14 protein-coding genes are annotated in these 17039 nt (G+C 70.5%); 9 read left to right on the forward strand and 5 right to left on the reverse strand.

The window, feature by feature from the left end:
• Positions 1–100: 100 nt before the first annotated feature.
• Together metH and ASD11_RS06900 are read left to right on the forward strand one after the other, a co-directional pair.
• A complete protein-coding gene (metH, locus tag ASD11_RS06895) occupies positions 101–3841 on the forward strand; it encodes a methionine synthase (RefSeq protein ID WP_056285016.1) in 3741 nt (1246 codons plus the stop codon).
• Between the two features lie 68 nt (positions 3842–3909).
• On the forward strand, positions 3910–4764 hold the full coding sequence (locus ASD11_RS06900) for a PAC2 family protein (protein WP_327019521.1): 855 nt from the start codon (positions 3910–3912) through the stop codon (positions 4762–4764).
• Between the two features lie 73 nt (positions 4765–4837).
• On the opposite strand, the gene mshC is transcribed toward ASD11_RS06900, so the two are convergent.
• A complete protein-coding gene (mshC, locus tag ASD11_RS06905; RefSeq protein ID WP_056285023.1) occupies positions 4838–6037 on the reverse strand; it encodes a cysteine--1-D-myo-inosityl 2-amino-2-deoxy-alpha-D-glucopyranoside ligase in 1200 nt (399 codons plus the stop codon).
• Between the two features lie 31 nt (positions 6038–6068).
• On the opposite strand from mshC, the gene corA reads away from it, so the two are divergent.
• The gene (gene corA, locus ASD11_RS06910) at positions 6069–7028 is read left to right on the forward strand and encodes a magnesium/cobalt transporter CorA (RefSeq protein WP_056285026.1); all 960 of its coding nucleotides are present in this window, start codon (positions 6069–6071) and stop codon (positions 7026–7028) included.
• A 3-nt stretch (positions 7029–7031) separates the two neighbouring features.
• Here the strand turns inward: corA and ASD11_RS06915 are convergent, their stop codons facing one another.
• Positions 7032–7868, reverse strand: coding sequence for an undecaprenyl-diphosphate phosphatase (locus tag ASD11_RS06915; RefSeq protein WP_056285030.1), 837 nt, complete (start codon positions 7866–7868; stop codon positions 7032–7034).
• 49 nt (positions 7869–7917) lie between these two features.
• On the opposite strand from ASD11_RS06915, the gene ASD11_RS06920 reads away from it, so the two are divergent.
• Both ASD11_RS06920 and ASD11_RS06925 read left to right on the forward strand, forming a co-directional pair.
• Entirely contained in the window at positions 7918–8889 is a 972-nt protein-coding gene (locus ASD11_RS06920) for an aldo/keto reductase (RefSeq protein WP_056285033.1), read from the forward strand.
• 2 nt (positions 8890–8891) lie between these two features.
• Entirely contained in the window at positions 8892–9077 is a 186-nt protein-coding gene (locus tag ASD11_RS06925; RefSeq protein ID WP_056285036.1) for a DUF5703 family protein, read from the forward strand.
• 82 nt (positions 9078–9159) lie between these two features.
• Here ASD11_RS06925 and ASD11_RS06930 read toward each other — a convergent pair whose 3' ends face one another.
• Positions 9160–10455, reverse strand: a complete 1296-nt coding sequence (locus ASD11_RS06930; protein ID WP_056285039.1) for a M20/M25/M40 family metallo-hydrolase — start codon at positions 10453–10455, stop codon at positions 9160–9162.
• A gap of 9 nt (positions 10456–10464) precedes the next feature.
• A complete protein-coding gene (locus ASD11_RS06935; RefSeq protein ID WP_056285042.1) occupies positions 10465–10863 on the reverse strand; it encodes an SRPBCC family protein in 399 nt (132 codons plus the stop codon).
• A 57-nt stretch (positions 10864–10920) separates the two neighbouring features.
• Here ASD11_RS06935 and ASD11_RS06940 point away from each other — a divergent pair, with 57 nt between their 5' ends.
• The 4 genes from ASD11_RS06940 to ASD11_RS06955 all read left to right on the forward strand — a co-directional run bounded on the left by ASD11_RS06940 (position 10921) and on the right by ASD11_RS06955 (position 15793).
• Positions 10921–11799, forward strand: coding sequence for an AAA family ATPase (locus ASD11_RS06940; RefSeq protein ID WP_056285046.1), 879 nt, complete (start codon positions 10921–10923; stop codon positions 11797–11799).
• On the forward strand, positions 11796–13244 hold the full coding sequence (locus tag ASD11_RS06945) for a VWA domain-containing protein (protein ID WP_056285049.1): 1449 nt from the start codon (positions 11796–11798) through the stop codon (positions 13242–13244). Before ASD11_RS06940 ends, ASD11_RS06945 begins: the two co-directional genes overlap by 4 nt.
• Positions 13245–13246: 2 nt before the next feature.
• Positions 13247–13972, forward strand: a complete 726-nt coding sequence (locus ASD11_RS06950) for a DUF4184 family protein (protein ID WP_056285054.1) — start codon at positions 13247–13249, stop codon at positions 13970–13972.
• Between the two features lie 336 nt (positions 13973–14308).
• Positions 14309–15793 carry a glycoside hydrolase family 16 protein gene (locus ASD11_RS06955; RefSeq protein ID WP_056285055.1) on the forward strand — a complete coding sequence of 495 codons (1485 nt, stop codon included), beginning with the start codon at positions 14309–14311 and terminating at the stop codon, positions 15791–15793.
• Here ASD11_RS06955 and ASD11_RS06960 read toward each other — a convergent pair.
• Complete coding sequence (locus ASD11_RS06960; RefSeq protein WP_056285057.1) at positions 15775–17007, reverse strand: AGE family epimerase/isomerase; 1233 nt, start codon at positions 17005–17007, stop codon at positions 15775–15777. The genes ASD11_RS06955 and ASD11_RS06960 overlap by 19 nt on opposite strands.
• Positions 17008–17039 lie beyond the last annotated feature (32 nt).

A 17039-nucleotide genomic window follows, 5' to 3' on the forward strand; every position in this document is an offset into this window, starting at 1 on the left:
GCGATACTGGAGGTGGTTCTCCCGACAGGCCCATGCGAGCCCGCTGACGGCTGGAGGTCCCCACCAGACACTGACGTAGACGTCGACCCTGGAGGATCACGTGAACCAGCAGCGGGACTGGCGCCCCGACGCCACCGACACCCTGACCGCCCTGCTCGAGCAGCGCATCATGGTGCTCGACGGAGCGATGGGCACGGCCATCCAGCGCGACCGGCCCGACGAGGCCGGCTACCGCGGCACGCGGTTCGCCGACTGGGCCTGCGACGTCGGCGGGAACAACGACCTCCTGACGCTGTCGCAGCCCGACATCATCGCGGGCATCCACCGCGAGTACCTCGAGGCCGGCGCCGACATCATCGAGACCAACACCTTCAACGCCAACGCCATCTCGCTGCGCGACTACGAGATGGTCGAGCTGGCCTACGAGCTCAACTACGAGGCCGCCAGGCTCGCCCGGCGCGAGGCCGACGCCGTGGCCACGCCCGACCGGCCCCGTTTCGTGGCGGGAGCGCTCGGCCCCACCACGCGCACGGCGTCCATCTCCCCCGACGTCAACGACCCGGCGGCGCGCAACGTCTCCTACGAGGAGCTCGTGGAGGCCTACTCCGTGGCCACGCGCGGTGTCCTCGACGGCGGCGCCGACCTCGTGATGATCGAGACGATCTTCGACACCCTCAACGCCCGTGCCGCCATCTTCGCGGTCGAGACGGTCTTCGAGGAGTACGGCCGTCGCTGGCCCATCGTGATCTCGGGCACCATCACCGACGCCTCGGGGCGGACGCTCTCCGGCCAGACGGCCGAGGCCTTCTGGTACTCCGTGCGGCACGCCAAGCCCTTGCTCGTGGGACTCAACTGCGCCCTCGGTGCCCAGGAGATGCGTCCGTACATCGCCGAGATCTCGCGCCTCGCCGACTGCTTCGTGTCCTGCTACCCCAACGCCGGCCTGCCCAACGCGTTCGGTGAGTACGACGAGGAGCCCGACCAGACCGCAGCGATCATCCACGAGTTCGCCGAGAGCGGCTTCGTGAACCTCGTCGGCGGCTGCTGCGGCACCACCCCGGCGCACATCGCCAGCATCGCCAAGACCGTGGACGGCCTGCCCGTCCGCGAGCGGCCCGAGATCAAGCCCGCCCTGCGCCTGTCGGGCCTCGAGCCCCTCGTGGTCGACGAGAGCTCGCTCTTCCTGAACGTCGGCGAGCGCACCAACATCACCGGCTCGGCCCGTTTCCGCAACCTCATCCGCGACGGCGACTACGACGCCGCGCTCGCCGTGGCCCGCCAGCAGGTGGAGAACGGCGCGCAGGTCATCGACGTCAACATGGACGAGGGCATGATCGACGGCGTGGCCGCGATGGACCGCTTCCTCAAGCTGGTCTCGTCCGAGCCCGACATCGTCCGCGTCCCCGTGATGGTCGACTCCTCCAAGTGGGAGGTCATCGAGGCCGGTCTGCGCACGCTGCAGGGCAAGGCCATCGTGAACTCCATCTCGCTCAAGGAGGGCGAGGAACCGTTCGTCGAGCACGCCCGCCTGTGTCGCAAGTACGGCGCGGCCGTCGTGGTGATGGCGTTCGACGAGGACGGCCAGGCCGACAACCTCGAGCGACGCAAGCAGATCTGTGAGCGCGCCTACCGGATCCTCGTCGACGAGGTCGGCTTCCCGGCCGAGGACATCATCTTCGACCCCAACGTGTTCGCCGTGGCCACGGGCATCGAGGAGCACGCCGAGTACGGCATCGACTTCATCGAGGGCACGCGCTGGATCAAGCAGAACCTCCCCGGGGCGCTCGTCTCGGGCGGCGTCTCCAACGTCTCGTTCTCGTTCCGGGGCAACAACAAGGTCCGCGAGGCCATCCACGCCGTCTTCCTGTTCCACGCCATCCAGGCGGGCATGGACATGGGCATCGTCAATGCGGGCGCCCTCGAGGTGTACGACGAGGTGCCGGAGGTGCTGCGCGAGCGCATCGAGGACGTCATCCTCAACCGTCGGTCCGACTCCACCGAGCGCCTGCTGGAGATCGCCAACGACTTCGCCGGCGACGGCAAGAAGGCCGAGGTCGCCGACGAGGAGTGGCGCTCGCTGCCCGTGGGCGAGCGCATCACGCATGCCCTCGTGAAGGGCATCGACGCGTACGCCGAGTCCGACACCGAGGAGCTCCGCGCCGAGATCAAGGAGCGCGGGGGTCAGACCATCGAGGTCATCGAGGGTCCGCTCATGGACGGCATGAACGTCGTGGGCGACCTCTTCGGCGCCGGCAAGATGTTCCTGCCCCAGGTGGTCAAGAGCGCCCGCGTCATGAAGAAGGCCGTCGCCTACCTCATCCCCTTCATCGAGGAGGAGAAGGTCGCTGCCGGCGGCGGCGGTGGCAACCAGAGCAATGGCCTCGTGATCATGGCCACCGTCAAGGGCGACGTCCACGACATCGGCAAGAACATCGTCGGCGTGGTGCTGCAGTGCAACAACTACGAGGTCGTCGACCTCGGCGTCATGGTGCCCGTGCAGAAGATCCTCGACACCGCTCGTGAGATGAACGCCGACGTCATCGGGCTCTCGGGCCTCATCACGCCCTCGCTCGACGAGATGGTCAACGTGGCCGGCGAGATGGAGCGTCAGGGCTTCGAGATCCCGCTGCTCATCGGCGGCGCCACCACCTCGCGCGCCCACACGGCCGTGAAGGTCGACGAGAAGTACCACGGTCCGGTCATCTGGGTGAAGGACGCCTCGCGCTCGGTGCCGGTGGTCTCGCAGCTGCTGCACGAGCAGCAGCGGGTCAAGCTGCTCGACGACGTCAAGACCGACTACGACTCGCTGCGCGAGCGTCACGCGGCCCGCCAGGACACGCGCAAGATGCTCAGCGTCGATGCTGCGCGCGCCAACGCCACGCCCGTCGACTGGGCCGGCTACGAGCCGCCGCAGCCCGCGTGGGAGGTCGGCAAGCCGCACCTCCTCGACGACTACGACCTCGCCGAGCTGCGCCAGTACATCGACTGGCAGCCGTTCTTCAACGCGTGGGAGATGAAGGGGCGCTTCCCCGACATCCTCAACAACCCCACGTCGGGCGAGACCGCGCGCAAGCTCTACGACGACGCCCAGGAGATGCTCGACCGCCTCATCGCTGAGAAGTGGATCAAGGCCTCCGGCGTGGTGGGGCTGTTCCCCGCCAACGCCGACGGCGACGACACCGTCGTGTGGACCGACCAGTCGCGCTCCACCGAGCTCACGCGCCTGCACCACCTGCGTCAGCAGACCGAGCACCGAGCGGGCGTGCCGCACCGCAGCCTCGCCGACTACGTCGCCCCGCAGGAGACCGGGCTCCCCGATCACGTCGGAGCGTTCGCGGTGACCGCGGGACTCGGCATCCGCGACAAGATCGAGGAGTTCAAGGCCGACCACGACGACTACAGCGCCATCCTGCTGGAGTCGCTCGCGGACCGGCTGGCCGAGGCCTTCGCCGAGCGCCTGCACGAACGTGTGCGCCAGGAGATCTGGGCCTACCAGCCGACCGAGTCGCTCGAGAACGACGACCTCATCGCCGAGAAGTACGTCGGGATCCGTCCCGCGCCGGGCTACCCGGCGTGCCCGGAGCACACCGAGAAGACCACGCTGTGGGACCTCCTCGACGTCCAGGCCAACACCGGCATCGAGCTCACCGAGAGCATGGCCATGTGGCCCGGCGCCTCGGTGAGCGGCTGGTACTTCTCGCACCCGCAGTCGCAGTACATGGTGGTGGGCCGCCTCGGCCGTGACCAGGTCGCCGACTACGCGGAGCGCAAGGGCTGGTCGGTCGAGGAGGCCGAGAAGTGGCTCTCGCCCAACCTCGGCTACCGGCCCGACTCCGAGTGACCTTCCCGCCCGCGCCCCGGGACCCCCGCCGGGGTCCCGGGGCGTGGGTGCCTGCGTAGGCTTGGGTCGTGCCTGACGTCTCGATCCCGCCGCTCAACGATCCATGGATGGTCGCCGCCTTCGAGGGCTGGAACGACGCCGGGGATGCGGCGTCGTCGGTCGTCGAGCACCTGGTGGAGGCCTGGGACGCCGAGGTGCTGGCCGAGCTGGACCCCGAGGACTTCTACGACTTCCAGGTCCACCGTCCGCACATCCATCCCGACGAGGACGGCACCCGGGTCCTGATCTGGCCCACGCCCACGCTGTACCACGCTCGTGTGCCCCACTCCGAGCGCGACGTGCTGCTCCTGCGGGCCCCCGAGCCCAACATGCGGTGGAAGACCTTCTGCTCCACGATCATGGGCATCGCCAGGCTGGCCGGCGTCACCGAGCTCGTCACGCTGGGCGCGCTCCTGGCGGACGCGCCGCACACGAGACCGGTACCGGTGAGCGGGTCCTCGTCGGATCCTGTGCTGAGCGAGCGGCTCGCGCTCCGCCCCTCCACGTACTCGGGGCCGGTCGGCATCAACTCGGTCCTGTCGGAGACGGCTGCGCTCCAGGGCATCCCGTCCATCTCGCTCTGGGCCGCCGTGCCGCACTACCTGGCCGAGCCGCCGTGCCACAAGGCCACGCTCGCCCTGCTGGGCTCGCTCGAGGACGCCGTGGGCGTCGCGCTCCCCCAGGGCGACCTGGAGGAGCTGGCCGAGGCCTGGCAGCGCGGGGCCGACGAGGTGGCGTCGTCCGATCCGGAGATCTCCGAGTACGTCGAGGAGCTGGAGAACGAGAACGACGCCAACGAGCTTCCCGAGGCGAGCGGCGACGCGATCGCCCGCGAGTTCGAGCGCTACCTGCGTCGGCGCGACACCGACCCGCCCACCCGCTAGCCCCAGCCCGCTGAGTGTGACGTCTCAGGGCCTCTGAGGCCCGAGACACCCCCCGAACGTCACGCTCAGCGGTTCAGAGCTGGACGCCGAGGAGTGCGTCGACGGCCGTGGCCACGAGCGTGCCGTCGTCGTCGCCCTCGCTGGCGGCCCACGAGTCGAGCACGCTGAGCGCCGCCGGTGCGTCGAGGTCGGCTGACAGGACGTCGCGCAAGGCCTGCACGACGGTCTCGGACGACGCCAGACCTCCCGTGGCGAGGGCGGAGCGCCAGGCGGCGAGCCGCTCCTCGGCCTGCGCGAGGTCGGCGTCGGTCCATTCCCAGTCGCTGCGGTAGTGGTGTCCGAGCAGCGCGACGCGGATGGCCATGGGGTCGGTGCCGTTCTCGCGCAGGCGTGAGACCAGCACCAGGTTGCCCTTGGACTTGCTCATCTTCTCGCCCTCGTACCCCACCATGCCGGCGTGCACGAAGGCCTGGGCGAAGGGCTCGCCCGTGGCGACGCGGGCCTCGGAGGCCGACATCTCGTGGTGCGGGAAGACCAGGTCGGACCCGCCGCCCTGGACGTCGAAGTCGGTGCCGAGGTGCTGCAGCGCGATGGCAGCACACTCGATGTGCCAGCCGGGTCGGCCACGGCCCAGGCGCGAGTCCCAGGCCGGCTCGCCCGGTCGCTCGGCCTGCCAGACGAGACAGTCGAGCGGGTCGCGCTTGCCGGGTCGCTCGGGATCGCCGCCGCGCTCGCCGAAGAGCTGGCGCATGGTGTCGGTGTCGAAGCCGGAGACCGAGCCGAACGTCTGGTCGGAACCGACCTCGAAGTAGAGGTCGTCGTCGACGGCGTACACCGCGTCGCCGAGCCGCTCGACCAGGTCGACCACGAGGTCGATGGACTCCACGGCGCCGATGTAGTGCGCCGGGTGGAGCACGCGCAGCGCCGTCATGTCGGTGCGGAAGAGCTCGGTCTCACGCTCGGCCAGCTCCACCCAGTCGACGCCGGTGGCCGTGGCCCGCTCCAGGAGCGGGTCGTCCACGTCGGTCACGTTCTGGGTGTAGACGACGTCGAGGCCGCGGTCGAGCCACTGGCGCTGGAGCAGGTCGAACGCGAGGTAGGTGGCGGCGTGGCCGAGGTGGGTGGCGTCGTAGGGCGTGATGCCGCAGACGTAGAGCCGCGCGGTCCCCTCGGGCGTCGACTGCACGAGGCTCCGGGTGGAGCTGTCGTGGATGCGGAGGACCGGTGCGGTCCCCTCGACGGATGGAACCTCAGGACCGGACCAGCTACGCATGGACTGAGCGTATCGGTGGCACCATGGCGACGTGATCATCGACTGCGCTGTCTACCGCGACGGGGTTCGTGAAGAGACCGAGAGCGACCGGGGAAGTCTCGACGCGTCGCTCGCGGCGCTCGGGGAGGACGACTTCCTGTGGATCGGGATCAACAACCCCACGAAGGACGAGCTCGTCCGCGTGGGGCAGGCGCTGAACCTCCACCCGCTCGCCGTCGAGGACGCCTTGGAGGCGCACCAGCGACCCAAGGTGGAGCGGTACAAGGATCACCTCTTCATCTCGCTGCGCACGGTGGAGTACAGCGACGACGACATCCGCACGCACGAGGTGAACGCGTTCCTCAGCGAGAAGTACCTGCTCACCGTCCGGCACGGAGGCCAGGACCTGCGTGAGGCCCGCAAGCGCGCGGAGCGTCTCATCGAGCCGATGTCCCACGGGCCGACTGCTGCCCTGTACGCGGTCGTCGACACGATCGTCGACCGGTACGAGACGGTGGCCGCGGAGCTGGAGCAGGACGTCCAGGAGGTGGAGGAGTCGGTCTTCTCCCCCGCCCGCACCAGCGACTCCACCCGCATCTACCGCCTGAAGCGCGAGACGCTGGAGTTCCGCCGGGCCGTCATGCCCCTGCGCGAGCCGATCAAGCGGTTCTCGATGGGCTCCATGCCGGAGGACTCCCAGCCGTACTTCCGCGACATCGCCGACCACCTCGCCCGGGCGGCGGAGGCCATCGACTCCGTGGAGCACCTGCTCGACAACGCCCTCAACGCCCACCTCGCGCAGCTGAGCGTCCAGCAGAACGAGGACATGCGCAAGCTCACCGCGGGCGCCACGATCTTCGCCGTCCCCACGGCCATCGCGGGGATCTACGGCATGAACTTCGAGCACATGCCCGAGCTGTCCTGGACCTTCGGCTACCCGCTCTGCCTCGCGCTCATCGGCACCATCTGTGGGTACGTCTACCTGCGCTTCAAGAAGGCCGGCTGGCTCTGACGGTCAGGAGACGGCGACGCTCGCCGTGATGGCGCCCGTGCCGACGAGGATCAGCACGATGCTGCCGAGCGCCACGCGGTAGGCCACGAACGGTGCGTAGGAGCGCTTGCTCACGTACTCCAGCAGCCAGTGGATCACGGCGATGCCCACGACGAACGACACCACCGTGGCCAGGATCGTGGGACCCCAGCCGTAGGTGTTCTCGCCGCCGGGGACGTCCTTGAGCTTGTAGACCCCGGCGCCGACGACGGCCGGGATGGCGAGGAGGAACGCGTACCGGGTGGCGGCCGCGCGCTCGTAGCCCAGGAACAGGCCCATGCTGATGGTGGCGCCGGAGCGGGAGACACCGGGCACCACGGCGGCGGCCTGGGCCACGCCGAACAGCACCGCGTGGCCCCACGTGAGCTCCTCGATGGGCCGGGACTTGCGCCCCACCTTCTCGGCGATGCCGAGCACGAGGCCCAGGACGATGAGCATCGTGCCGATGACCCAGAGGTTGCGAAAGTTGCTGTCGATGGCGTCCTCGAGGAGGAGCCCCAGCAGCACGATGGGCATCGAGCCGATGATCACGAACCAGCCCATCGTCCAGGCGTGCTCCTGGCGGGCCTGCGCCGACACCAGTCCGCGCAGCCAGCCAGTGGCGATGGTCCAGATGTCCCGCCAGAAGTAGATGAGGACCGCCAGCTCGGTGCCGATCTGGATGACGGCGGTGAAGGCCGCACCCGGGTCGTCCCATCCGAAGAGCTTCGGGAAGATCGCCAGGTGGGCGCTCGACGAGATCGGGAGGAACTCGGTCAGGCCCTGGATGAGGCCGAGGACGACGGCACGCAGAAGATCCACGCCCGCGAGCCTACCGGCGCGCTCACGGCCTGCTGGCTAGCCTTGCGCCATGCAGGAACGTCGCCTTGGTCACTCCGGCCTGAAGGTCTCGCGGCTCGCGCTCGGCACCATGTCGTTCGGCGCTGCGGTCGACGACCTCGTGGCCGAGGAGCAGGTGAAGGCCTTCCTCGATGCCGGTGGCACCCTGATCGACACGGCGCCCGTCTACGGCGACGGTCACGGTGAGGCCACACTCGGCCGGACCCTCTCCACGCTGGGGGCGCGCGACCAGGTGGTTCTCGCCAGCAAGGCGGGAGTCGGCTTCCGGGCCGGCACCTTCGTCGCCGACACCTCGCGTCGCACGCTGCTCGACCAGCTCGACCAGTCCCTGCGCGCGCTCGAGACCGACCACCTCGATCTCTGGCAGGTGCACTACTGGGACGAGGAGACTCCGGTCGAGGAGACCCTCGCCGCGCTCGAGCACGCCGTCGCGAGCGGCAAGGTGCGCTACGTCGGGATCTCCAACTTCGCCGGCTGGCAGACGTCGCTCGCGCACACGTGGCTCGCCGGTCGAGCAGCCGCCGTGCCCCTCGTGAGCGCGCAGGTCGAGTACTCGCTCGTGAACCGGGGCGTCGAGGTCGAGGTGGTGCCGGCCGTGGAGCACCACGGCATGGGCATCCTCGCGTGGTCGCCACTCGGGCGAGGCGTGCTCACGGCCAAGTACCGCGGCGGGATCCCGTCGGACTCCCGCGGCGCCAACCCCGACTACGAGCAGTTCATGGCGCCGTACATGAGCCGCGCCGGTGTGATCGGCGCCGTGGCCAGGGCGGCTGACGGCCTGAAGGTCTCACCGGCCCAGGTGGCGCTCGCGTGGCTGCGCGACCGTCCAGGGGTGGCGTCGGCCATCGTCGGAGCGCGCACCACGGCACAGCTGGCCGAGAACCTGGGCTCGGAGCAGGTCGAGGTGCCCGCCGAGATCCTCGCGGCACTCGACGACGTCTCCGCCCCCCATGACCCCACGACACCGAGACAGGAGAGCTGACCGTGGTCGAGTACGAGTTCTGGAACCTCAACATCCCGCGCACCAAGTCGCGCAACGCCGTCTGTCGCATGCTCACCGAGGCAGCCGAGTACCAGGGCTGGGAGCTCGACCACCTCCGCCGCGACCCCTCGGGGCACCGCACCGTCCGCCTGCGCCGCAAGATCATCCGGATGCGCGCCACCTTCTGACCCTCGTCCGCCGCTGAGCGTGACGTTTTCGGGGTGAGATGGGGCCATTCACCCCGGAAACGTCACACTCAGCGGGGGCGGGTCAGACGAGGTCGAGGAAGCGGTCGAACACGCGCGAGCCGAACTCCAGGGCGTCGATGGGGACGCGCTCGTCGACGCCGTGGAAGAGGGCGGTGAAGTCGAGGTCGCCGGGCAGTCGCAGGGGCGTGAAGCCGTACGACGTGATGCCGAGCTTGCTCCAGCCCTTGGCGTCCGTGCCGCCCGACATCAGGAACGGGGCGATGTGCGCCTCGGGGTCCTCGGCATGCAGGGCCACGGTCATGGCGTCGACGAGGTCGCCCTCGAGCGGGAACTCCAGCGCGGCGTCGGTGATGTACGGCTCCACCATCACCCGGTCGCCCACGACGTCCTGGACGGCCGGCATGAACGTGTCGGCATGGCCCGGGAGGTACCGGCCGTCGACGTACGCCACGGCCTCGCCGGGCACCACGTTGTGCTTGTAGCCGGCCTGGAGCATCGTCGCGTTGGTGGTGTTGCGGATCCCCGCGCCGATCATGCGGATGGCGGGCCCGAAGTGCTCGAGCAGGACCTCGGGGTCCTGGGAGTCCGAGCCGGTGAGCTCGCGGACCTTGTCCAGGAGCAGCTTCATCGACGGACCGGGCTCCTGGGGCCACTCGTGCCGGCCCAGTGCCACGAGCGCCTCGGCGAGGTGCGTGACGGCGTTGTCGGGCTGGCGCATGGAGCCGTGGCCGGCCGTGCCGGTGGCGCGCAGGCGCATCCAGGCGATGCCCTTCTCCCCCGACTCGATGAGGTAGAGCCGCTTGCCGCCGATCTCGGTGGAGAACCCGCCGACCTCGCCGATGGCCTCGGTGCAGCCCTCGAGCAGGTCGGGCCGGTGGTCGGCGATCCAGTGTGCGCCCATGACGCCGCCGGCCTCCTCGTCGGCGGTGAAGACGAGCGTGATGGGACGGTCGGGGATGACGCCGGCGCGCTGACGGGCGCGGACCGTCGACAGCAGCATCGCGTCGAAGTCCTTCATGTCGACGGCACCGCGCCCCACGACGTAGCCGTCGACGATCTCGGCGGCGAAGGGATCGGTCTTCCAGTCGTGGGCCTGTGCCGGGACGACGTCGAGGTGGCCGTGCAGCAGCAGCCCGGGACGGCTGCTGTCCTGGTTGCCCCAGCGGGCCACGACGCTCGTCCGCCCCGGCGCCGACTCCACGAGCTCGGACTCGATGCCGACCTCGGCGAGGGAGGCGGCGACGTACTCGGCCGCGACCCGCTCCCCCGGACCGGACCCGTCGCCGTAGTTCGACGTGTCGATGCGGATGAGATCGCGACAGATCTCGAGGGTCTCGGACTCCGGTCGGTAGGACATGACGCCAGCCTACGACCGGGTCAGGCGACCCAGCAGGCGGCGGACCAGCAGCCGGGCGAAGAACGCCTCGACGCCGGCACCGAGGCGCGGGACACCCCAGACGTGGACGGCCTCGGTCCACGACACGAGCGAGCCCGAGCCGTGCGGCACGACGGTCACGGTGGCCCAGCCCTTCACCATGCGCCCGCGCTTCTCGATGCGGAAGGCGTGCGGCGGCGCCCACTCCACGACGTCCATGACGTCGTCGAAGCCCAGCGGCCCCACGGCCGTGCGGGCGATGAAGCCGGTGTCGGTGATGCGGACCGAGGTGAAGGGAACCACGTCGCCGTGCCGCTGCCACTCCGTGAGGGCCGCGAAGGCGTCGTCAGGCGCCGAGGGCACCTCCTGCGTCACGGTCACGGGTCTCACGGCACGATGGTAGGGAGTGCGGCCCGCCCGGGCACGCCGAGGTGAAGGAGCTTGTTCATGGGCTTTGGTCCGTTCACGTCGGTCGACGACGTCAAGGCCCGGCTGGCCGACGTCGGCTACCTGGCCTCCGACGCGGTGGCCACGACCGTCTACCTCGCCGCCACCCTGGGCAAGCCACTGCTCGTGGAGGGGCCCGCCGGGGTCGGCAAGACCGAGCTGTCCCGCGCGGTGGCCGAGGCCGGCGAGGCCGAGCTCGTCCGTCTCCAGTGCTACGAGGGGGTCGACGAGGCCCGCGCCCTCTACGAGTGGAACCACGCCAAGCAGCTCCTGCGCATCACGGCCGGGCGCGACGAGTCGTGGGACGAGGCCCGCACCGACATCTTCAGCGAGGAGTTCCTCCTTCCCCGCCCACTCCTCACGGCGATACGCAACGAGCACCCCACCGTCCTGCTGATCGACGAGACCGACAAGGCCGACGTCGAGATCGAGGGCCTGCTGCTCGAGGTGCTCGGCGACTTCCAGGTCACCGTGCCCGAGCTCGGCACCATCGTCGCGAAGCAGCGGCCGTTCGTCGTCCTCACCTCCAACGCCACCCGTGAGCTGTCCGAGGCCCTGCGTCGCCGCTGCCTGTTCCTGCACATCGGGTTCCCCGAGGCCGAGTTGGAGGAGCGCATCGTCCGCCTCAAGGTCCCGGAGCTGGACGCCACCCTCACCGGCTCGGTGGTCCGGGTGGTGAACGCCCTCCGTGCGTTGCCGCTGCGCAAGGAGCCGTCGGTGGCGGAGACGATCGACTGGGCCCGGACGCTCCTCGCACTGGGTGCCGACATCCTCGACGACGAGGTCGTCCGCGACACGCTCGGCGTGATCCTGAAGCACAACGACGACATCGCCAAGGCGCGGACGGGCCTCGACCTGGACCAGGTCCTGGCCCCGTGAGCCCGGCCCCCACGTCGGAGGACCTCGCCGGGCGGCTCGTGTCGTTCGTCGGGGCCCTGCGCAACAAGGGGATCCCCGCCGGCACGAGCGAGACGGTCGACGCGGCCGCCGTGGTCGAGGTCCTGGGCCTCGACGACCGCACGCAGCTGCGCGAGGGACTCGCCGCTGCGCTCGTGCGACGCGGGGGCCAGCGCGAGGTCTTCGACATGACGTTCGACCTCTTCTTCCCCGCCGGCACCGGTGCGCGGCAGTCCGTCCTGGAGCAGGCCGTGCTCGACGGGTCCGAGGACGGGCTCTTCGACCTCGAGGACATCCGAGACCTCCTCGCGATGGCGCTCGCCGAGCTCGACCTGCGCACCATGGAGCAGGTGGCCGAGCTCGCGGTGGACGCCCTCGGCGAGGTGGGGACGCCCGGGACCAACACGGCCGGCTGGTCGGCGTACCAGACCCTCGACCGGCTCCAGCCCCAGACGCTCATCGCGCGCGCACAGCAGCAGCGGGGCTCCGGCGGGGCGGGCAGCGCCCAGGGTCAGGGAACCGGCCAGGGACAAGGCCCGACGCAGGGCTCCGTCACCGAGCGGCTCGCCCGCGACGAGGTCCGACGGGGCGTGGAGGCCTTCCGTCAGATGGTGGCCGCCGAGGCCCGCCGGCGCACCGCGGAGGTACGCGGACGCGACGTCGTGACCCGCCACGCCGTGCGCCAGGGCACCGGCCAGGTGGAGTTCCTCTCCGCCAACCGGCAGCAGCTCGACGAGCTCCGTGCGACCGTCCGCCCGTTGGCCCGCAAGCTCGCCACGCGCCTGGCCATCCGCCGCCGTCGAGCCCGTCGGGGACGCATCGACATCCGCCGCACGCTGCGGCGCTCCATGGGTACCGGAGGGGTGCCCATCCGACCCGCCTACGCTCCCCCGCACCCGGCCCGGCCGGAGCTGGTGCTCCTGTGCGACGTCTCCGGCTCGGTCGCAGGGTTCTCCAGCTTCACCATGCTGCTCGTCCAGGCCCTCAGCGACCAGTTCAGCAAGGTCCGCGTGTTCGCCTTCGTGAACGCCATGGACGAGGTCACCGACCTCGTGAAGGACCCGACGTACGCAGGAGACCTGAGCCGACGCATCGCGGACGAGGCCCGCATCACGAAGTGGCACACGAGCAGCGACTACGGGGAGGCGCTCGGCGACTTCGCCGAGAAGTATCTCTCCGCCGTGGGCCCGCGGACCTCGGTCCTGGTGCTCGGCGACGCCCGCAACAACAACCAGGGCCTCAACCTCGGTGCCCTGCACGACGTCGCCGCGCGGTCCCGGCGGACCTTCTGGCTCAACCCCGAGCACTCCACCCGGTGGGGCCTCGGCGACTCGGTGGCGCCGGAGTACGCCGACGTGGTGGAGATGCACGAGTGCTGCACGGTGGACCAGCTGTCCGCCTTCGTGACCCGGCTCCTGCCCGTCTGAGCATGCCGTTCACCCCCGCTCACCCGCTGCTGGTGCTGCCGCTGCGGAGGACGCGACTGCCGCTCTCGGCGCTCTTGGCCGGCTCGACCGTCCCCGACCTCCCGGTCTTCGCCCAGGCCTTCGGGGCGTACGGCTGGACCCACTCCGTCGTCGGCGTCCTGCTGGTCGACCCGGTGCTCACGGTCGTCGTGCTCGCTGTCTGGTTCGCCTGGGTACGTGACCCGCTGGTCGACCTCCTGCCAGACTTCCTGCGCTCGAGGCTTCCTGCGTCGGCTCGGCTCGATCGAGCGGAATGGGCCTGGGTCCTGCCTGCGGGTGCGGTCGGGGCACTGACGCACGTGCTCTGGGACGAGCTGACCCACCCGGGCCGCTGGGGTACCGAGCACGTGGCCGTCCTGGCCGAGCGCCACGGCCCGCTCATCGGTGCCACGTGGCTGCAGTACGCGTCGGGACTGCTGGGAACCCTCGCGGTCCTGGGCTTCCTCGCGACGTGGTTCGCCCGGCAGGACGTGGTCGGCGGCCGGCGACCCGCTCGCCGGCTCCCCCGCTCGACCTGGTTCGGCATCGTGCTCGTCCCGGTGGTCGTGGGCGCGGCGTTGCTCGTCACCCGGCTGCCGGACGGCCTGCACGCCATGGCCTTCGACACGGTGGTCGGCGCGATCGTCGCCGGCGCCGTCACGGTGGGCTGCCTCGTGGGCCTCTGGCACGGCGCCCGCGCCCGGTCATGACCAGCCCCCGGGCATGACCAGCCCGTGGGCATGACCAGCCCGTGGGCATGAAAGTGGCCAGCGCGGTCTCGGGGGGTGAACCGCGCTGGCCAGGACCCAGAATAGCCCATCATCGCAGTCCCTGGGCGGAAGACTCCGCCGTTGTGCCCGCCCCTGCCTGATCCGCCCAGGATCGGACGGGACCTCTGCGCCGCGATGTCAGGACCTACGAGGGATTGACACGACCCGAATTCGATCGGCCAAACCCCTGTTGCCGGAAGCGCTTCTGTGGTGGGATCCGGACAAGGGATGCACGGAGGGAGACCGGGCACCCGCTTCACGATGGGGTGGATCGGCATGGGAGACCGCACCGACGCCTCGAGCAGCGCCCGGCGGACGCGCCGTCGGGCACTCGCCTCGGGTGCCGTCGTCGTCATGGGCCTGCTCGCGGGCGTGGCGCCCGTGGGGGCAGGCGCCGCAGGGCTGGCCGGGACGACGGTCTCCCCCACGGCGATCCCCAACGCCGACTTCTCCGCCGGTCACCGGTCCTGGCGGGTGTCCACCCGCACCGAGTCGACGATCATCACCCGGGGCTCGCACCACGCCATGCGGCTCAAGAACCGTTCCACCGCCGCGAAGCGCACCCTGGCGCTCAGCTCCGTCCCGGGGTCCACCGGCTTCGTGGCCGGCTCCACCGTCGTCGTCCGGGCCGAGGTGAGCAGCTCGAGGCGCCGCGGGGTGGCGGGACTGCACCTCGTGGAGCGCTCGGCGTCCGGGACGGCGTTGCGTTCGGTCAGCGCGCCGAGCAAGCGGGTCTACTCCGGCTACCGGACGGTGCGGACGTCCATCACGATCCCGAGTGCGACGCGGCGCGTCTCGGTGAGGTTGTTCGTGCGCGGGGCGCGGAGGGACCAGTCGATCAGGTTCCGCAACATCACCTATCGCGTCGTCCCGCCCGCGGCCTCGAGTCCCGGTCCCACGGAGCCTGATCCCGGGGCCACCCCCACCGAGCCGACTGCGAGCGCGCCCACCGCTCCGGCGCCCGGCGTCGGTTGCTCCTCGCTCAACGACCCCTCGCAGCGCGTGCTCACCTTCGCCGACGAGTTCGACGGCTCGTCCGTCGACGCGAGCAAGTGGCGCGTGCGCGACGACGACCACCTCTCCTTCGACGCGGCGTACCTGAAGAAGGAGAACGTCACCGTCAGGAACGGCGCGCTCACGATCGCGGGACGGCGCATGAGCGAGGCCAAGACGGTCTCCGGCGGGCAGTCCCAGCGCTGGTACTCCACGGGCTACCTCGACACGATCGGAAAGTTCTCCCAGGAGCACGGCCGCTGGGAGATGCGCGCCAAGCTCCCCACCGACGGGACCAGGACCCGCGGGGTCTGGCCCGCCTTCTGGCTCCGAGGCGACCGGACGGCCGGCGAGATCGACATCATGGAGACGTACGGATCACCGTCGACCCAGACGCGGTACAACCCGTCCAGCTCCTACCAGGCCACCCTGTGGCAGGACACCAACCTGGGACCCAAGGCCGGCAAGTGGACGGCCTGGGCCCACCAGGACTGGCAGACCCACACCCCAGCCGTGTACGAGGGCTACCACGTCTACGGCGTGAACTGGATGGCCGACTGCCTGCAGTTCACGATCGACGACACCGTCTTCGCGACCGTCAGCACGAAGGACGTCCCCTGGATGTCCACCGCGTTCTCGGGGCCGTTCAACATCCGGCTCAACATGCAGGTCGGCTCGTCGTACTGGGGCATGCCCGACCGGCAGAACACGAAGGACGCGTTCGACTACGTCGTGGACTACGTACGGGTCTACCGTCCGGGCTCCTGACCCCGTGGACGAGCGTCCCCAGCGGCCGCGGAAGGGCTCGGGAAGAGTGGCAGTCCAGGCAGGGTGAGCGCGTTGAACGCGTGATAGGCGTCGGGGCGTCCGGTCCAGGTGCGGCTCGACGGAGCCAGGTCCGGGGACAGCTCGTGACGCCAGGAGCCGTTGGCGTCGTCGATGAAGTGCTCGTCGATCTCGCTCCACCAGCGCCGGGCCCAGGCGGCGTGGCCAGGGCGGTTCGTCCGGCTGCTGAGCGCCTCGGCCGCCAGCACCGCCTCCCCCATGACCCAGTGGAATCGCTCCCGGACGCTCGGCAGGCCGGCCCAGTCCGTCGTGTAGACGAGCCCCGCACGGTCCGGCTCCACGGCGTCGGCGACCGCCTGCTGGAACAGCGCCTCGGCCGCCTCCTCGATCCACACCGGTGGCTCGAGCATCCCGGCCGCCTGCTGCAGGAGGAGCCGTGACCACTCGAACGCGTGACCCGGTGTGGCGCCGTAGGGGCGGAACGGATCGGCCGGCCGGTCCTCGTTGTAGCCCGGCAGCGGCACCCAGGCTGCGTCGAAGTGCTCGGGGATGCGCCATCCCTGCTCGCGGGCGTTGCGGTCGATGATGCCCGCGCAGATCGACAGTGCGCGGTCGCGCCAGACCTGGTCGCCCGTCACGTCGGCGGCGATCTGGTAGGCCTCCACGGTGTGCATGTTGCTGTTGGCGCCGCGGTACGGATCCACGAGGGACCAGTCGCGACTGAGCTCCTCACGGCATCGGCCGGCCGTGTCGTCCCAGAACCGGGTCCCGTGCACCTCGAGTGCCTCGGCCAGGAGCTCCTGGCCGCCCTCGGCACCGGCGCTCGCGGCCGTGGCAGCCGCCATCACCACGTGGGCGTGTCCGTAGCAGCGCTTCGTGGTGTCGGGCACCGAGCCGTCCAGACCGGCCGCGTCGAACCAGCCGCCGTGGTCGTCGTCGTGGAGCAGCGTGCGCAGGGTCCGTACCCCGTGGTCGGCGAGCCGGAGGTCGTCGGACTCCCCCAGCAGGGCGCTCAGCGCGAAGACGTAGGTCATGCGCGCGTTGATCCAGAGCTCGAGCCCCTTGCCCGGCTCGGGCCGGCCGCTGGCGTCGAGCCAGACGAACCCGCCCTCGGGACGGACGGACCGCCTCGCGAAGGTCAGCAGCTCGCGTCGTCGGGTCTCACGCCAGGAAGCACCACCAGGAAGATCGGCCACCGTCCCATCATGGCCGATCCCGTGGCTCAGCC

Origin of the sequence: Aeromicrobium sp. Root495 (assembly GCF_001426755.1) — a bacterium.
Classification (GTDB): domain Bacteria; phylum Actinomycetota; class Actinomycetes; order Propionibacteriales; family Nocardioidaceae; genus Aeromicrobium.